This is a genomic window from Ramlibacter sp. GCM10027632, from assembly GCF_042675325.1.
Classification (GTDB): domain Bacteria; phylum Pseudomonadota; class Gammaproteobacteria; order Burkholderiales; family Burkholderiaceae_C; genus Ramlibacter.
The window spans coordinates 118,268-134,744 of record NZ_JBHTGW010000007.1 but is presented as its reverse complement, the minus strand read 5'-3'; the positions used below and the strand labels follow the sequence as shown (position 1 = coordinate 134,744).

The following is a 16,477-nucleotide window of genomic DNA, read 5'->3' as shown; positions in this document are numbered from 1 at the left end:
CGGCACCCCCAGTGACTGTCCGGGCCCCCCCCGGAAAGGAGAGTTGCCCTCTGCTCGGACTCAGGATCGGACCGCCCGCGGAAAACTTGAGGCCCCCGCGTGCGCCGGCGGCAAGAACTTGCCGGCCGGGCCCTGGCACCGTTGTTGCTGCAAGCCCGGGCAATCCGGAAAGCCGACATGAACGCACGCCAAGACTTCATCGCAGCGCCTGACGCCACCGACGCGCCGGGGCTGGCACCGATCCCCGAGCGGACCCTGGCCGAGGTGGTCGAACTGGCCCAGCAGCTCCAGGACACGGGCAACGTGGAAGCCGCCGACCAGGTCTACACCGCCTGGCTGGCGGGCGCCCCCCGGCCGGGGCGGCACCTGGCCCTGTTCAACCATGGCGCCATCCTGCAGGCCACCGGCCAGCACGCCCGCGCGCTGGAGGCCTACCAGCAGGCCCTGGCGCTGGAGCCGGGCTTCGGTCAGGCCTGCATCAACCTGGGCCTGCTGCTCGAACGCCTCGGCCAGGCCGACCGGGCCCTGGCGGTCTGGGGCCAGCACCTGGGCCAGCGCTTCCTGCACGACCGGTTCGACCCCGAGCTGCAATGCACCGCCCTCAACCACATGGGCCGGGTGCATGAAGGCCGCAAGCACTACGAGCTGGCCGAGCGGGCGCTGGAGCAGAGCCTCGCCATCAACCCGCGCCAGCCGGGCGTGATCCAGCACTGGATCCACATCCGCCAGAAGGCCTGCAAGTGGCCGGTCTACAAGCCCCTGCCGGGGATCTCGCACAGCGAGATGCTGCGCTGCACCTCGCCCCTGGCCATGCTGGCGCTGGTGGACGACCCGCTGCAGCAGCTCCTCACGGCCCAGAGCTTCGTCAACCGCATGTACCCGCTCAAGGAGGAGTGGCTGTGCGACCGCCAGCGCGTGCCGGGCGCCCGCTGGCGGGTGGGCCTGGTCTCGGGCGACCTGCGCGAGCACGCGGTGGGTTTCCTGGTGCCGGCCTTCATCCAGGGCCTGGACCGCTCGCAGTACAGCCTGCACGCCTACGACTACTCGCCGGACGAGGACACGCCGCTGCGCCGCTCGCTCAAGGACTCGTTCGACCAGGTCACCCGCATCGCCGGCATGACCGACCGGCAGGCCGCGCAGGCCATCGCCGCCGACGGCATCGACGTGCTGATCGACCTGCACGGCCTGAGCGCCGGCGCGCGCCCGGGCATCTTCGCGCTGCACCCGGCGCCCCGGCAGCTGACCTACCTGGGCTACATCGGCTCGACCGGCATGCCCTGGTTCGACCAGGTGATCGTGGACCCGGTGGCGATGCCGACCGAGCTGGCCAGCCAGTTCACCGAGCAGCCGGTGCATGTCTCGGGCTCGTTCATCCCGCTGACGCTGGAAAAGCGCCCGGTGCGCCCGGCGACGCGGGCCGAGGCCGGCCTGCCGCCGGAGGCCTTCGTGATGGCCGCCTTCGGCAACGTCTACAAGATCACCCAGGAGATGTTCGCCTGCTGGATGCGGATCCTGCGGCGCGTGGACCACGCGGTGCTCTGGCTGATCGACGACAACCCGGTGACCACCGCCAACCTGCGCAAGGCGGCGGCGGCGCATGACGTGCCGCAGGAACGGCTGGTCTTCATGCCCCGCTGCGACCACGAGAGCTTCCGCGCCCGCCTCGCCCTGGCCGACGTCTACCTGGACAGCTACCCGTACAACTGCGGCTCCACCTCGAACGACGTGATCAACGCCGGCGTGCCCATCGTCACCCGCTACGGCCAGACCCTGGTCTCGCGCATGGGCCTGAGCATGCTCACCGAGCTGGGCCTGCAGGACCTGGCCACGGACAGCTTCGAGGCCTACGAGGACAAGGTGGCCGAGGTCGCGCTGCGGCGGCGGGCTGGCTGGCGCCATGCCTTCGTCGCCCGCCCGACCTCGAAGCTGCAGTCGGTGCTGGACCAGCTGCGCCACGGCCGGCCCGCGCCGGGCCTGCTGCAACCGCCGGCACCGCCGGTGGCGCGCAAGTTCGAGATCAAGGCGGTCGCCGCCGACGAGGCGGCCGGCGGCTGGCAGGTGCACGACGAGATCTGCCGCGTGCTGGTCCACGCGACCCTGGACTCGCGCAGCCTGTACGGCTTCCTCACGCCCGGGGTGCGCGCCGCCACCGGCCTGGACCTGCCGGGGGTGGAGCGCCTGCTCGCCGCCGACGCGCCCGGCACCGACGCCGTGCTGCTCGGCGCGGGCTGGGACCTGCACTGCCTGTACCGCAACCCGGTCCTGGCCTGGCTCGGCCACGACCCCCACGCGCTGGCCACCGCGCAGGCGTTCGCCGACCACTGCGGCCTGGGCCTGGACCTGCGCGCCTGGGTGCAGTCCGCGCACCGCAGCGTGCACGGCCTGGGCGTGTTCGCGCGCAAGGCGGTGTGGTTCCGGTGGCTGGACGTGGCGCAGCGCCTGCGCGAGGCCGCGCACCGCCCCGGCGATCCCCTGGCCGAGGCGCTGGCGCGCCCCGTCCTCACGCGCGACGGCGCCACCCGCAGCACCGCCGAAGCCCTCTACCCCCTGCTGATGAATCTGGTGCTGGCCCACCCGCGCTTCACCAGCCGTTCGGCCGGCATCTTCTGCCTGCCGGCCTTCGGCGCGAAACCCGCCCAGGTCTACCCCTTCGCGGTGGAGTGCGACGCCCTCAAGCAGGCCTGGCAGCACACCGGCGAGGGCCGCTACCTGGCGCAGTTCGACAGCATCGGCGCGCTGATCGCGCAGCGCCTGGAAGGCGCGCAGGCGGCCGCCCCGCAAGCCGCTCAGTAGACCTGGGGCGGCAGCGGGATCGAGAACAGCTGCATCATTTCCCAGCGACGCTGCTGCAAGGCGGCGTCGGCCACCGGGTAGCGGTGATAGACATAGAGGTAGTCCATCACCGCGCGGTGGTCCTGGGCCGCGGCGCTGCTGCCGCGGCGGTCGGTGGTCTCGTCATGGACGACGTGGATGCGCGGGCCGGTCAGCGCCAGGTGCCGCGGCCACTGCCGCTGCAGGAAGGCCAGCACGAACTCCCAGTCCTCGTAGGCGCGCATGTGCTCGTCGAATGCCATCCCGTGCAGCGCCTCGCGGGGAAACAGGAAGCAGGAGAACGGCACCTGGTTCTTCACGAAGACCTGCTCGTTCAGGCCGTCGCGCAACGCCAGCGCCGACTCGCCATGCACCTGCGGCCCGGAGGGCAGCCGGCTTTCCGTCACCGCCACCGCGTCGACGTATACCGCCTGGCCGGCCTGCACCGCCGGCTCGCGCAGGGCGGCGCCGAGGAAGCCGGGGGTCAGGCTGTCGTCGTCATCGAGGAACAGGACATGGCGCCCGCGCGCCAGGCCCAGGCCCAGGTTGCGGCTGGCCGACGGGCCGGGCCGGCCGCTGCGGCGCACGTAGGTGTCGCGCGCGCCCAGCAGGCGCGAGGCGGTCAGGTCGGTGGCCGGGTCGATGGCGTCGGACACCACGATGACCTCGATCTCCTCGTCCGCCTGCTGCTGGCGCACGCTGGCCAGGGCCCGCTCCAGCAGGTGGGGCCGGCAGTGCGTGGGCAGGATGATCGAGAACGCGGGGCGGCGGGCAGTGTCCATGGAGCGTGCGCACAAGGGGGTTCGGCGGATTCTAGGCAGGAAAGAAAAAGGGCCCTCGCGGGCCCCCTTCCTCCGTGTGCCGCGCTTACTGCAGCAGCGACAGCACCGACTGCGGCGCCTGGTTGGCCTGCGCCAGGATGGCCGTGCCCGCCTGCTGGATGATCTGCGTGCGTGCCAGCTCCGTGGTGGCCTGGGCATAGTCCGCGTCCATGATCCGGCTGCGCGAGGCGGCGGTGTTGGTCGAGATGTTGGACAGGTTGTCCGCGGCGTAGGTGAGGCGGTTGATCTTGGCACCCAGCTTGGCGCGGAAGGTGTCGACCTTGGCGATCGCGTTGTCCAGCGAGGTCAGCGCGGACTGCGCTCCCGACTGGGTGGTCAGGCTGCCGCTGGCGGCCGACAGGCTGGTGATGTCCATGCCTTCGAAGGTCGCCGAAATGGTCATGCCGGAGGTGCCGTCGATGCCCACCTGGAAGTACACCACGCCGGAGGTACCGATCGCGCCGCTGGCGCTGGTCTTGAAGATGGACATGTTGTTCCACTTCGTGTTGTCGGAGATGCGGGTGATTTCGTCCGACAGCTCGTCGTACTCGAGCTGCAGCGCGGAGCGGTCGGCCGACGAGTAGGTGTCGTTGGCGGCCTGCACGGCCAGTTCACGCATGCGCTGGAGCATGTTGGTGATTTCCTGGGTCGCGCCTTCCGCGGTCTGCAGCAGCGAGATGCCGTCGTTGGCATTGCGCACGGCCTGGTTCAGGCCGCGGATCTGCGCGGTCATCTTGTTGCTGATCGCCAGGCCGGCGGCATCGTCAGCGGCGCTGTTGATGCGCTTGCCGGTGGACAGTTGCTCCATCGTCTTGCTGAGCGAACGGTTGTTCACGGTCAGCGCGTTCTGGGCAACGAGGGCCTTCACGTTGGTGTTGATGACGGACATGGTCTTACTCCTTCGTCAATGTTTCAGTCGGTCGGCGGGTCCCTGGAAGTGGCGGGATCTGCCTGTTGCCACAGAAAACCGTGTTTCGAATTCCTGTTGCTGGGTGAATCGGATGGTGTGTGGGGAGCTTGAGAGGCTTGGCGGAATTTTTTTCAGATCCGCTCGTCCTGGAACAGGCCCTTGACCTCTTCGAGGTGGTGGGCCACGCGCAGCAAGGTCTCGTCGGGGATCTGCCGCACGACCTCGCCGGTCTGGCTGTTCTTCACGGTGTAGACCGGCCGGTCCAGCGTCTTGTCGACGCCGATCTCCAGCGCGCGCCCGTTCTGGCGCATCTGCTCGTTGAGACGGTCGACCGCCTCGGCCAGCTCCTGCTGGCGCTGCCGCGGGTCGTAGTCGATCTCGGCCTTCTTGGGGATTTCGGGCGCCTTGGCGGTCGGGAGCGTGGCAGGCGCCTTCTCCACCTCCGCCGGCGCGACAGCCAGCGACGGCGCCGCCGGCGCGCGCTGGGCGCCGCCGCCGGACACGGAGGAAATGCTGTCTGCGCTCATGGGATGTCCTTTCCAGCAGGACCTGGCCCCATGGGCCAGGCTTGAAACTTGGGCCGGCAACCTTTTGCCGTCCCTCCGCTGCGGGATCGGTATGGCTCGCGAAAACTTGAGCGCACAGCACGGAAGCAATCATCTGAGCGCCCGGATGCATCACTTCGTGTACATCGCCATCAGGCCGGCGAAGCTGTTCTCGAGGTTGCCCCGGGTGCTGCTGGCCTCGCCGACGATGCTGTCCATCGCCGCGAACTGGGCGGTGTAGCGCGCCAGCAGTTGGGTCATGCGGTCTTCCAGTTCGGCGAGGTCGTCCTTGTAGTCGTCGACGCGGTCGGTCGCCGTCTCGATGCCCTGCTCGATCAGGCCGCTGGAACGCAACATCTTGTCCAGGGACCGCACCGCGTCGCCCGCCAGGCCGGCCTTCGACGAGCTGTAGAGGCTCTTGTCGCTCTTGCCGGCGGTGAACATCACCATCGTGGCTTCGAAGTGGTCTTCGAGGGCCGCATCCAGCTTGTCTTCGTCCAGGGTCATGCGGCCCGTGCGGTCGATGCTGATGCCGGCGTGGCGCGCGTGGGTCACCGCCTCGCCCGGCGTGGACGAAGCGCCGGTGACCAGGGAACGCACCTGGTTGCGGATGGAGCGCAGCAGGCTGTCGCCGGCCAGCGCGCCACCGAAGGTCTCGACCTCGCTGTCCGGGTCGTTCAGGACATCGAGCGAATCCTGGAAGGTGTTGTAGGCCGTCACCAGCGCCTGCAGCTTGCCCTTGATCGCGGTGGTGTCGCGCTGCAGGTCGATGCGCGCCGCGGTGGTCGTGGTCGAGCGCAGGTCCAGGGTGACGCCCTCGATCACGTCCGAGACCCGGTTGCTGGCACGCCGGATCGCCTGGCCGTCGATGGTGAAGAGCGCGTCGGCCGCCGGCTGCTTGACCGTGTTCAGGTCGAGCCCGTCGACGGCGGTGGCCGTGGGGTGGCCGCTGCCGTCGTCGGTCACCGCGCTCAGGGTGAAATCATTGGCGTCGCCCTCCGGCCCCGTCATCACGAGCACCACGCCGTTGCCGGTATCGAGCAATTGCGCCCTGACGCCGAGGTCGGCCCCGTTGATCGCGCCGACCAGCCCCGCCGGCGTCGCGGTGTTCACCTTGACCGGCGCCGCATCCACGCCCGCCAGGTTCAGCTTGAGCCAGAACGCGCCACCGCCATTGAGGGCCGTGCCGCGCGCGGCGAAGCTGGCCGCGTTGCGCTGGCCCTGGGCGAGCTGGGAGACGCCCAGCGAGAAGGTGCCGGCGGCCGCACTGGCGCTGGTGGTCACCGCCACGGCGGATTCCTGCGAGTTCGCGACGGTCAGCGAGTTGAACTCGCTGGCGTCGTCCAGCGCCTGGAAGGCCGTCTTCAGGTCGGCGACCGCGTACTTGAGCGCGCCGTAGCCGGAGATGCGCGTCTCGCTCTTCTCGATCCTGGCGTCGATGCGCTCCTTCTGCGGGGCGCGCTCGGCCTCCACCAGGCTCTCGGCCAGCGCCTTGATGTCGATGCCGGAGCCGGCGCCGAGCGTGTTGACGATGCTGCTCGTGCTCATGGCCTACCTCAGGGCTGGACGTAGTCGAACAGGGACAGCCCGGAGATCTTGCCGAAGCTGGACATCGCCGCCTGAAGCGCCGTGAGCTCCTTGTTCATCTGGGTCACGGCGGTGGTGTAGTCCAGGTCCTCGACGTCGGACAGGGTGGACTTCAGGCGCAGCGCCGTCTCGTCCAGCACGTCGAGCTGCGACTGCACGACCTGCTGGTCGGCGCCGGTCTGGGCCAGGGCCACGTTGACCCCGGACATCATCTGGTCCACCTCGTTGAGGCCGTTGCGGATGTCGGCGCCCACGTTGTTGCGCAGCCCGGCGACCAGGTCGTCCAGGGACTCGAAGAAGCTCACGCTGCTCACCCCGCCCTGCCCGTCCTCGCGGGTGACGCGGGTGAAGACGTCGGTGCCGGCGCGCGTGAAGGCCACGGTGCGCTCGACCCCGGCGGGAATGCGCGTCTGCGTCTGGTCGCCCTGGTACACGACATAGCCGGCCTCGTCCTCGGCGAACGCCGGGGTGTTCACCCGGGTGCCGGAGAACAGGTAGTTGCCGGCGTCGTCCTTGCTGTTGCCCAGGCTGACGAGCTGGTTGCGCAGCGCCTCCATCTCGGCGGCGATGGCCTCGCGGTCGGCGGGCGCCACGGTGTCGTTGGCGGCCTGGATCGCCAGGTCCTTGATCCGCAGCAGGATGTCGTTGGCGCCGGTCAGCGCCGTCTCCTCGGCGGCGTAGCGGTTCATCGCCACCTTCAGGGTGGCGGCATGGCTCTCCTGTCGGTCGACCTCGCCGCGCAGGCGCTGGATCACCGCGGCCTGGTCGGGCGCGTCGCTGGGGGAGATCACCTGCTTGGTGGTCGCCATCTGCGCCTGGGTGTGGGCCAGGCGGTTCTGCAGCGTCGACATGCGATCGGTCGCCCGGTCGAACAGCAGCGCGGTGGAAATCTTCATCGACATCGGTCAGTCCTTCCCGGGTTCAGCGCACCTGCAGGATCGCGTCGAACAGGTCGTTGGCGACCTGCATCACCTTGGCATTGGCCTGGTAGGCCTGCTGGAAGCGCACCAGGTCGGCGGCCTCCTCGTCCAGGCTCACGCCGGAGACGCTGTCGCGCCCCTCCTGGGCCTGCTGGTAGACCACCTGCAGGGCCTGCTGCGCGATGCTGGCCTGCTGGGCCATGTTGCCCACCTGGTTGACCTGCTCGATGTAGGCCTCGGTGAGGGTCAGGCCGCCGGGCGTCACGCGGGCGTCTTCCAGCCCGGCCAGGGCCAGCATGGCCTGGTTGTTGCCGATGCCGTCGCGGTTGCCGTCGATGGTGAAGCGGTCGCCCTCGACAGGCACCGAGGAGAAGGACACGGTCAGCCCGCGGTAGCGGATGGCGGCGGCGTCCGGATCGAAGGTGCGGCGCGCCAGCACGGTCGCCGGGAGGTTCTGGTCGCGGATCTCGTACTCGCCGCCGCCGACGAAGACGATGTCGATCGGCTCCTGCCGCAGCGCCTGCTGCATGTCGCCACCGGCCACCTCGAAGGTGGAGGTCACGTCGATCTGCGTGGAGGTGCCGGCCGCGTGCGTGACGAACACCACCAGGTCGTCGGCCGCGGCGCCGTTCACATGCAGGGCCGAGTCGAAGCCCAGCTTCGCGAGGTCGGCGGCCTCGCCGGCCGGCCCTGCAGCCAGGCGGATGTCGTTCGCGGTGTCGTCCTGCGGACGGTCCAGGCGCAGGGCCTGGCCGAGGCTGCCGTCGGCCAGGGTCACCTGGGCGACCGAGGCGGTCACGCCCACGCCCGGCTGCCCATTGATCCAGGCGGCGACCTCGGAGGCGTCGAACCGGCCATCGCCATTGCCATCCTGCGCCGCGCCCAGGGCGCCGAGCGACACGCCGTTGAGGCGGAGGGTGCCCTGCGGCAGCGGCCCCGAGAGCGGCGTGAACGCGCGGCCCACCAGCGAGGCGGCCTGCGGCTGCGGCGCCAGGGGCTTGCCGGTCTGCGCGTCGAAGCGCTGGATCTGCTGGACACCGGCGCGCGCGCCGAGGAACAGGTCCATGCCCAGGAAGTCGCTGGCCGTGCCGTGGGACTGCGGGCCGCGCAGGTCGGCGTAGGTCGCGCCGGCCTCCATGCCGTTGCCGGCGGCCACCAGGTCGGCCTGCTGCTGCCCGGACAGCGACGTCCCCAGCAGGTGGCGGCCGTCGCGGGTGAAGACCTGCAGCGACTGCCCCGGTGCCGGGTTGGTCAGGGTGAGGGTGAGGTCCTCCATGCCCAGGGGCACGGCGCCCAGCGAGGCATAGGGCTGGCGCGAGCCGATCGTGAGCCGGGCCTGACCCAGTGCCGGCGACAGGCCCGCGGCCAGGCCGTCCACGAGGCCGGTGCTGCCTTCGTAGCGCGGGGCGCTCCAGGACACGGTGGCCTGGGCGCTGCCGACGTTCAGGGAATCGTCCGTCACCCGGAACTGCGCCGCCGCCGCCACCCGGCTCGCGTCGGTGATCGCCAGGGCCATCCGGCCGGCCGCGCCGCGGGCGCCGCCGGCGAGCGTGAACAGGTCGGTGCCCACGCGCGCCTCCTGGTCCAGGCCGCCGCGGTGGACCGCGTTGACCTCGTCGACCAGCGTGCCGGCCAGCTGGTCCAGCGCGTCGACCGCCGGCGCCAGCACGTTGTCGCGGAAGGCCACGGTGCCTCCGATGCTCCCGCTCAGGAGGTTCGGCAGCGACCGCGGGTTGCCATAGGGGTCGAGCACGAAGCGCAGGCGGCCGCCGTCGCCGCCGTCCTCGGTGGACACGCCGATGTCGTAGGAGCGCGAGCCGTCGACCAGGACGCCCTGGTCGATCACGTCGCCCACGCTCACCAGCACCGCGCCGTTCGACTCGAAGCGGGTCTTGACCGTGGTCAGACCGGACAGCTCGCGCAGCAGGTTGTCACGCTGGTCCAGCAGCTCCGAGGGCTGGCGGTCCAGCGTGGCGCTGCGCGAAAGCTCCTTGTTCACCTGCGACAGCTGGCGGGTCAGCGAATTGACCTTGCCCACGTCGGTCTCCACCGTCTGCCGGGTCTCGGTCTCGAGCAGCGCGAACTGCTGGTCCAGCTGGCGGAAGCGCGCCGCCAGGCCGTCGGCATCGCGCAGGAAGACGCTGCGCTCCACGCTGGAGGCCGGGTCGGTGGCCAGGTCGCGCGCGGCGGTGAAGAACTGGTTCATCGCCGTGGTCAGGCCGATGCTCTCGTTGCCCATCACGTCGATCAGCCGGTTCACGTAATTGACCATCGGCTCCTGCGCCTGCAGCTCGCTGTTGCTGCTTCGCAGGTTCTGCTCGAGGAAGGCGTCGTACTGGCGGCGCACCCCGGTGAAGACGGTGCCAGTGCCCAGGTAGTTCGTGCCCACCAGGCGCGGCGCCGAGGCGGCCTGGCCCACGCCCTGGCGCGAGTAGCCCTCGGTGCTGACGTTGGCGATGTTGTTGGAGACGGTCGCCAGCGCCCGCTGGTAGGCGGTGATGCCCGAGCTGGCAATGCCGAGCAGGTCACTCATGGCCCAGTCCCTTCACCAGCGCGCGCAGCTTGTGCGGCACCGCCAGGCCCTCGCGGGCCGGCGCGGCCAGGCCGGCGGGCTGGCCGCCCAGCGGCATCGGCGCGGCCTGCGGCGCGAGCGAGCGGGCCCGCGCGTCCAGCGCCTCGGCGGCGGTGGGCTGGCCGCGCTGGCGCACCTGGCGCTCCAGCATGTCGGCCAGGCCCAGCGAGCCGCGCTCGGCCATCTTCATCGCCACTTCCTTGTCCATCAGCTCCTGGAACTGGTCGGCGTCGCGGTTCTCCACCAGGTCGCTGCGCTCCATCGCCTCGCGCATGGTCTTCATGACCTGCTGCAGGAAATAGGTCTCGAACTGCTTGGCCGTCTCGCGCAGCGCCGTGGTGTCGCCGCTGGCGGCGTCGCCGCGCAGGCTCGCCAGGCCACCGAAGTCGTGGTAGCCGGAGACGCGGGAGGAGACGGTGGTGTCGCTCATAGCCGTGGGTGTTTCCGTCCTTACTGGACGATCAGCTCCGCGCGCAGGCTGCCCGCGCCCTTGAGGCCCTCGAGGATGGCGATCAGCGCGGAGGGCGGCGCGCCCACCTGGTTGACCGCGTCCACGATCTGGCGCAGGTCCACGCCGGGCTGGAACAGGAACATCGGGTTCTTGGCCTCGGACACGGTGACCGAGGCGTTCTGCACGCCGGCGGTCTGGCCCTGGCTCATGGGGGCGGGCTGCGAGACCTCGTTGGTCGCCGCCACCGCCACCGAAATCGTGCCGTGCGAGACCGCGGCCGGCGTGACCCGCACGTTGCGGCTGATCACCACCGTGCCGGTGCGGGCGTTGACGATCACCCGCGCCGGCGGCTCGCCGGGGGTGACGTCGAGGTTCTCCACCGCGCTGACGAAGGCCACGCGGGCGCTGATGTCCTGCGGCGCGGAGACGGCGATCGAGGTCGCGTCCAGCGGGCGCGCCACGCCGGCGCCGAAGCGGGCGTTGATGGCGCTGACGATGGCGTTGTTGGTGGTGAAGTCGGCGTCGCGCAGGTTCAGGACCACATGGTCGGCGCGGTCGAAGGGGTTGTCGACCTCGCGCTCGACGATGGCGCCGGCCGGGATGCGCGCCGCCGTCGGCACGCCGATGCTCACGCGCGAGCCGGAGGCGCTGGTGTCCACGCCGGTGGCGGTGAGCGCGCCCTGGGCCAGGGCGTAGACCTCGCCGTCGGCGCCGCGCAGCGCGGTGAGCAGCAGGTTGCCGCCGCGCAGGTTGGCGGCGCGGCCCACGGCCGACACGTTGACGTCGATGCGCTGGCCGGGCTTGGCCATGCCGGGGAGTTCGGCGGTGACCATCACCGCGGCGACGTTGCGGATGTCCATGCGCGCGCTGGCGGCGGCGGTCTCGAAGTCGGACAGCGGGCCGTCGAAGTTCACGCCCATGCGGCGCAGCATGGCGCGCACGCTCTGGATGGTGAAGGAGACGTCGGTGCCATCGCCGGTGCCCTGCAGGCCGACCACCAGGCCGTAGCCGATCAACTGGTTGGCGCGCACGCTGGCGACCTGGGCCAGGTCCTTCACCCGGTCGGCGAAAGCGGCGGGCGCGGCGGCCACGAGGGTGGCGAGCAGCAGGGAGCGCAGGAGGTTCTTCATGGCGTTCGGCGGGTCGGCGGGGGGCGGCGGGTCCGGCGGCCTCAGAACGGCCAGACCTTCAGCAGGGAACGGGTGCCCCAGCCGGCGCGGGTGGCGCTGGCCAGTTCGCCGCCGCCCTGGTAGGCGAAGCGGGCATCGGCCAGGCGGCGCGACTGCACGGTGTTGTTGGGGGCCACATCGTCCGGGCGCACGACGCCGGAGACCTGGATCAGTTCGCTGCCCTGGGTCAGGGCCATGCGCTTCTCGCCGCGCACGACGAGGTTGCCGTTCGCCTGCACCTCCATCACCGTGACGGTGATGGCGCCGGTCAGGCTGTTGCTCTGGTCCGCGGTGCCCTCGCCCTTGCTGTTCAGGGTGGCCGTGTTCAGGTTGAGGCCGGTGAGCGCGCCGCCCAGTCCCGCCACCTTGCCGACCAGGCCGGCGGGCACCACGTCGTTGTTGGCGGCGCGGGTCACGTTGGCGGTGGCGGCGCGGGCGGCCTGGGTCTGCTCGTTGAGGATGACGGTGAGCACATCGCCGGCCTGGAAGCGGCGCACGCGGCCCAGCAGGGTCTCGCCCACCACCGGGCGGTAGATGCTGCCGGTGGCCGCGCGCGGCGCCTCGGGCGCCACCGGCACGAAGGGGCTGTGGTCCACCGCCGAGACGGGCGGCAGATCGTCGATGGAGGCGCAGCCGGCCAGGGCGGCGGCGCAGGCGAGGGTGAGGAGGCGCAGGGTCATGGCGGCGGCCTCACATGTTCTGGTTCAGGAAGCGCAGCATGCCGTCGACCGCCGAGATCGCCTTGGAGTTGATCTCGTAGGCGCGCTGGGTCTCGATCATGTTGACCATCTCCTCGACCACGTTGACGTTGGAGGCCTCCAGCGCGCCCTGCATCAGGCTGCCCGAGCCCTGCTGGCCCGGGTTGACGAGGGTGGGCGTGCCGCTGGCCGCGGTCTCGCGCAGCAGGTTCTGGCCCAGGGCCTGCAGGCCCGCCGGGTTGGCGAAGCGCGCCACCTGGATCTGGCCGACCTGCTGCTGCGCGGCGCCGCCGCCGGCGAGCTCCACGCTGACCACGCCGTCCTGGCCCACGGTGATGCTGGAGGCGGTCGGCGGGATGGTGATTTCCGGCATCAGCTTGGCGCCGTTGGAGGTCACGACCTGGCCGGTGGCGGAGATCTTGAACGAGCCGTCCCGGGTGTAGGCGGTGGTGCCGTCGGGCTGCATGATCTGGAAGAAGCCCGCGCCCTGGATCGCCACGTCCAGCGCGTTCTTGGTGGTGGTCAGGCTGCCTTGCGTGTGCGTCTTCTCGGTGGAGACCAGGCGCACGCCGGTGCCCAGCATCAGGCCGGTGGGGGCCTGGGCGTTGGCGCCGACCGGCGCGCCCGGGGCGCGCACGTTCTGGTAAAGCATGTCCTCGAACGAGGCACGGTCACGCTTGAAGCCGGTGGTGTTGACGTTGGCCAGGTTGTTCGAGATCACGGCCATGCGCGTCTGCTGCGCGTCCAGGCCGGTCTTGGCAATCCACATCGAGGCGTCCATGGCGGTTCCTTCGTTCGTTCAATCAGGGGGTTCAGGCGGGCTTGAGCAGGGTCGAGCCGCTCTCGTCCAGGCTCTTGGCTTCCTTGATGGCGCGCACCTGCGCCTCGAAGCTGCGGGAGTGGTCGATCATCCGGGTCATCGCGTAGATGGCGTTGACGTTGCTGCCCTCCAGCGCGTTGGTGGTCACGGTGGGCTGCTGGGGGCCGCTGGCGAAGTCGCTGCCTGGGGGCAGGCCCATCGGCGCGAGCAGGCCGTCGGTGCGGCGCGCCATCGGGCGCTCGCTGGCGTCGCGCAGCAGGATCTGGCCGATCAGGGCGGGCTGCGCGGTGGGCTGGTTCGGGTCGGCGGCGTAGACGGTGCCGTCCACGTTGATGCTCACGTTGAAGCCCGGGGGCACGACGATGGGCCCGCCGTCGCCGCGCACGGGCTGGCCGGTGCCGGTCTCCAGCGTGCCCTGGGCGTTCACCCGCAGGTCGCCGCGCCGGGTGAAGGCGAGCTGGCCGTCGGCCGACTCCACGCCCATGACGGTGCTGCCGTTCATGGCGATGTCCAGGTGGCGGCCGGTGACCATCAGCGCGCCGGGGGTCAGGTCGATCACGTCGCGCGCCACGGCCTGGGTCTGGAAGCGGGTGTCGAAGCCCGAGCCCTCCACCTTGATCGAGCGCATGGCGACGTCGAAGCTGCGCTTGAAGCCCACGGTGGACACGTTGGCCATCTCGTTGACGATGGCCTGGCGTTCGATCGCCTTCTCGCTGATTGCAGCGTGGGAGGTGAAGACAAGGCGGTCCATGGCGGGCTATCCGTTGCGTCCTGCAGGCTTACGAGCGCAGGTTGATGATGGCCTGCGTCATGGTCGACGAGGTCTCGATCGCCTTGGCGTTGGCCTGGAAGTTGCGCTGGGCGGTGATCAGGTCCACCAGCTCCTGCGTCAGGTCCACGTTGGCGCGCTCGGTGGCGCCGGCTCGGATCGAGCCGAAGCCGGCCGAACCGGCTTCGCCGATCTTGGCCTGGCCCGAGGTGGCGGAGGACAGGTAGCTGGCGTCGCCGATCTGGCGCAGGCCGGTGGGGCTGGAGAAGTTGGCCAGCACGATCTTGCCCAGCGAGGCCTGCGAGCCGTTCGAGTAGGTCGCCGAGACCAGGCCGTCCACGCCGATGGTCAGGCCCATCAGGTCACCCTCGGGCGCGCCGTCCTGCGCCTGCGACAGCACCGCGAACGGGCTGGAGTACTGGGTCGACTTGGTGAAGTCGATCGACATGGTCAGCGCGCCCTTGCCGCCTTCCAGGAACGCGGTCTCGAACTGCATCGGGTCAAGCGGGGAGACGGGCTTGCCGGTCAGGTCGAAGCTCAGCTCGCCGCGGTCCAGGTAGATCGGCCACCACTCGGTCTTGGTGGACAGGTCGGTCGCGTCCTCGGTCTGCGAGCCGTTGCGCACGTACTGGAGCGCGCCGTTCTCGGTGTACTGCTGCAGCTTGATCCACTCGGTGGTCTTGCCGAACTGCATGGTGGTGTTGTTCAGGCCCCAGTCGGCGTCGCCGGAGACCTGGATCGAGGAGTTGCCGCCGGTGGTGCCGGTCTTGAACACCAGCTGCTTGGTGTCGGGGTCGAAACTGACCTTGACGCCATAGACGCGGCGGCCGGTTTCCGAGTCCACCAGGCCGGGGTCTTCCTCGGTGCCGTCGCCGTTGATGGCGTCCTCGAGCGCCGCGGCGAACTGGTCCATCGTGTACTTGCCCGTGGGCAGGTCGAATTCGCCGGAGACGCCGTCGACCGAGACCTGGAAGTGGCGGTTGCCGGAGTCGACGACCACCTGCTGGTTGCTCGGCACCGTCATCGCGCTGCCACGCAGGACCGCCGGCTCGCTCTCCTGGCCACGCACCGCCTCGTCGGTCGAGGCGGCCACCGACAGCGACTCGATCAGGTCGGTGCCGCCCTCGACGGTGCTGAACCCCAGCAGGGTCGCGGCATCGCCGCCGGGCTCGGTGATCTCGATGCTGGAGCGGTCGCCCGTGGTGCCGGAGGCGATGGAGAATTCCTTGCCGTCGGGGTCGTACTCCACCACGATGCCGTAGCGGCGATCGTCGATGGTGTTGCCGTCCTCGTCCTCGGTCAGGGCCAGCGACCCCAGCTTGTTGTTGATCTCGATCTCGAGGTTGCGGGCGAACACCTGGGGGTCCGAATCCGCCTCCTTCAGCGCGTAGGAGATCTCGACCGGCTCGGACTGGCCGTCCACGTTGATCTTGAAGGCCACGGTCTTGCCGTCGCCCCCGAGGAACTCGCCGCTCTCGGCGTCGAACGCGGACTCGCCCAGCTTCGCGCCCATGGCGGTGGCTGGCGTGGCCGAGCGCACGTCGGTGAGCTGGTCGTAGGTGTACATCTCGGTCGTGCCGGAGCTGGGCTTGACCAGGGGGTTGCTCTTGGGGAGGACCTCGCCGTACTTGTTCACGTACAGCTGGCTGCCGTTCTTGTCGGTGGCCTGCTGCAGCGCCGGCGTGACCGCGGTGTCGCCCACGTAGAAGTAGCTTTGCCACTTGGAGTACGGGCTGGCCTGGCTGGCGTTCTGGGTCTTCACGTAGTAGACGGTGGCCAGGTAGCCGTTGCCGCCCGCGTCGTACACGGTCAGCGCGGTGGACTTGTTGTAGGTGGCGGGGTTGCTGCGGTCGAAGGCGGCGGTGATCGTGCTCGCGTCGGCCGGCAGGTTCAGGCCCAGCTGGATGCTGGTGGTCTCGATGGCCTGGCCCGAGGTCTTGGGCGGGATCACCAGCGGCGAGAGGTTGGTCAGGTCCGCCTTGCCGGACGAGTCCACCGACGCGGCAAGCAGGCGCTGGCCGGTGGAGTTCACCACGTTGTTCTGGTCGTTCAGGCTGAATGCGCCGTTGCGGGTGTAGATGTCCTGCAGGCCGTCGGCGGACTTCAGCGGGAAGAAGCCGTCGCCGGTGATCGCCAGGTCCAGCGCGTTGCCGGAAGTGGACACGTTGCCCTGGCTGAATTCCTGGCTCACCTGCTTGAGGGACACGCCCTGGCCGATGTTCGACGAGGACTTCTGCAGCGGCGAGGTGGCGAAGATGTCGCCGAAGTCCGCCCGCGAGCGCTTGAAGCCCGAGGTGCCCACGTTGGCGATGTTGTTCGAGGTGACGGCGAGCTGCGCGGTCGCGGAGTTCAGGCCGGTCAGCGAGGTATAGAACGACATTCTCTGTTGCTCCTGTGGGAGGGG

Annotated in this window: 13 protein-coding genes; 1 reads left to right on the top strand and 12 read right to left on the bottom strand. The window is 70.2% G+C overall.

The features are described from left to right. Nucleotides 1–177 precede the first annotated feature (177 nt). Nucleotides 178–2,793: a hypothetical protein gene (locus ACFQZY_RS12300; RefSeq protein ID WP_377416124.1), complete on the top strand. Its 2,616-nt coding sequence runs from the start codon at nucleotides 178–180 to the stop codon at nucleotides 2,791–2,793. Here ACFQZY_RS12300 and ACFQZY_RS12295 read toward each other — a convergent pair. From ACFQZY_RS12295 to ACFQZY_RS12240, 12 genes are all read right to left on the bottom strand, one after another. Continuing rightward, nucleotides 2,787–3,593, bottom strand: coding sequence for a glycosyltransferase family 2 protein (locus tag ACFQZY_RS12295; RefSeq protein ID WP_377416122.1), 807 nt, complete (start codon nucleotides 3,591–3,593; stop codon nucleotides 2,787–2,789). The two genes, ACFQZY_RS12300 and ACFQZY_RS12295, sit on opposite strands and share 7 nt — an antisense overlap. Nucleotides 3,594–3,678: 85 nt before the next feature. Further along, nucleotides 3,679–4,521, bottom strand: a complete 843-nt coding sequence (locus ACFQZY_RS12290) for a flagellin (protein WP_377416120.1) — start codon at nucleotides 4,519–4,521, stop codon at nucleotides 3,679–3,681. A 152-nt stretch (nucleotides 4,522–4,673) separates the two neighbouring features. Beyond that, nucleotides 4,674–5,069, bottom strand: a complete 396-nt coding sequence (locus ACFQZY_RS12285) for a flagellar protein FlaG (RefSeq protein ID WP_377416118.1) — start codon at nucleotides 5,067–5,069, stop codon at nucleotides 4,674–4,676. Nucleotides 5,070–5,219: 150 nt separating this feature from the next. Next, nucleotides 5,220–6,635, bottom strand: coding sequence for a flagellar filament capping protein FliD (gene fliD / locus ACFQZY_RS12280; protein ID WP_377416116.1), 1,416 nt, complete (start codon nucleotides 6,633–6,635; stop codon nucleotides 5,220–5,222). 8 nt (nucleotides 6,636–6,643) lie between these two features. Then, the gene (gene flgL, locus ACFQZY_RS12275) at nucleotides 6,644–7,576 is read right to left on the bottom strand and encodes a flagellar hook-associated protein FlgL (RefSeq protein ID WP_377416114.1); all 933 of its coding nucleotides are present in this window, start codon (nucleotides 7,574–7,576) and stop codon (nucleotides 6,644–6,646) included. A 19-nt stretch (nucleotides 7,577–7,595) separates the two neighbouring features. Next, on the bottom strand, nucleotides 7,596–10,127 hold the full coding sequence (gene flgK, locus ACFQZY_RS12270; protein ID WP_377416112.1) for a flagellar hook-associated protein FlgK: 2,532 nt from the start codon (nucleotides 10,125–10,127) through the stop codon (nucleotides 7,596–7,598). Next, the gene (locus tag ACFQZY_RS12265) at nucleotides 10,120–10,596 is read right to left on the bottom strand and encodes a rod-binding protein (protein WP_377416110.1); all 477 of its coding nucleotides are present in this window, start codon (nucleotides 10,594–10,596) and stop codon (nucleotides 10,120–10,122) included. Before ACFQZY_RS12265 ends, flgK begins: the two co-directional genes overlap by 8 nt. 20 nt (nucleotides 10,597–10,616) lie before the next feature. Beyond that, complete coding sequence (locus ACFQZY_RS12260) at nucleotides 10,617–11,747, bottom strand: flagellar basal body P-ring protein FlgI (protein WP_377416108.1); 1,131 nt, start codon at nucleotides 11,745–11,747, stop codon at nucleotides 10,617–10,619. 41 nt (nucleotides 11,748–11,788) lie between these two features. Then, a complete protein-coding gene (locus ACFQZY_RS12255; RefSeq protein WP_377416106.1) occupies nucleotides 11,789–12,466 on the bottom strand; it encodes a flagellar basal body L-ring protein FlgH in 678 nt (225 codons plus the stop codon). A gap of 10 nt (nucleotides 12,467–12,476) precedes the next feature. Then, on the bottom strand, nucleotides 12,477–13,265 hold the full coding sequence (gene flgG / locus ACFQZY_RS12250; protein ID WP_377416104.1) for a flagellar basal-body rod protein FlgG: 789 nt from the start codon (nucleotides 13,263–13,265) through the stop codon (nucleotides 12,477–12,479). A gap of 31 nt (nucleotides 13,266–13,296) precedes the next feature. Beyond that, a complete protein-coding gene (locus ACFQZY_RS12245; protein WP_377416102.1) occupies nucleotides 13,297–14,055 on the bottom strand; it encodes a flagellar basal body rod protein FlgF in 759 nt (252 codons plus the stop codon). Nucleotides 14,056–14,083: 28 nt separating this feature from the next. Then, nucleotides 14,084–16,453 carry a flagellar hook-basal body complex protein gene (locus ACFQZY_RS12240; RefSeq protein WP_377416100.1) on the bottom strand — a complete coding sequence of 790 codons (2,370 nt, stop codon included), beginning with the start codon at nucleotides 16,451–16,453 and terminating at the stop codon, nucleotides 14,084–14,086. Between the last annotated feature and the right edge of the window lie 24 nt (nucleotides 16,454–16,477).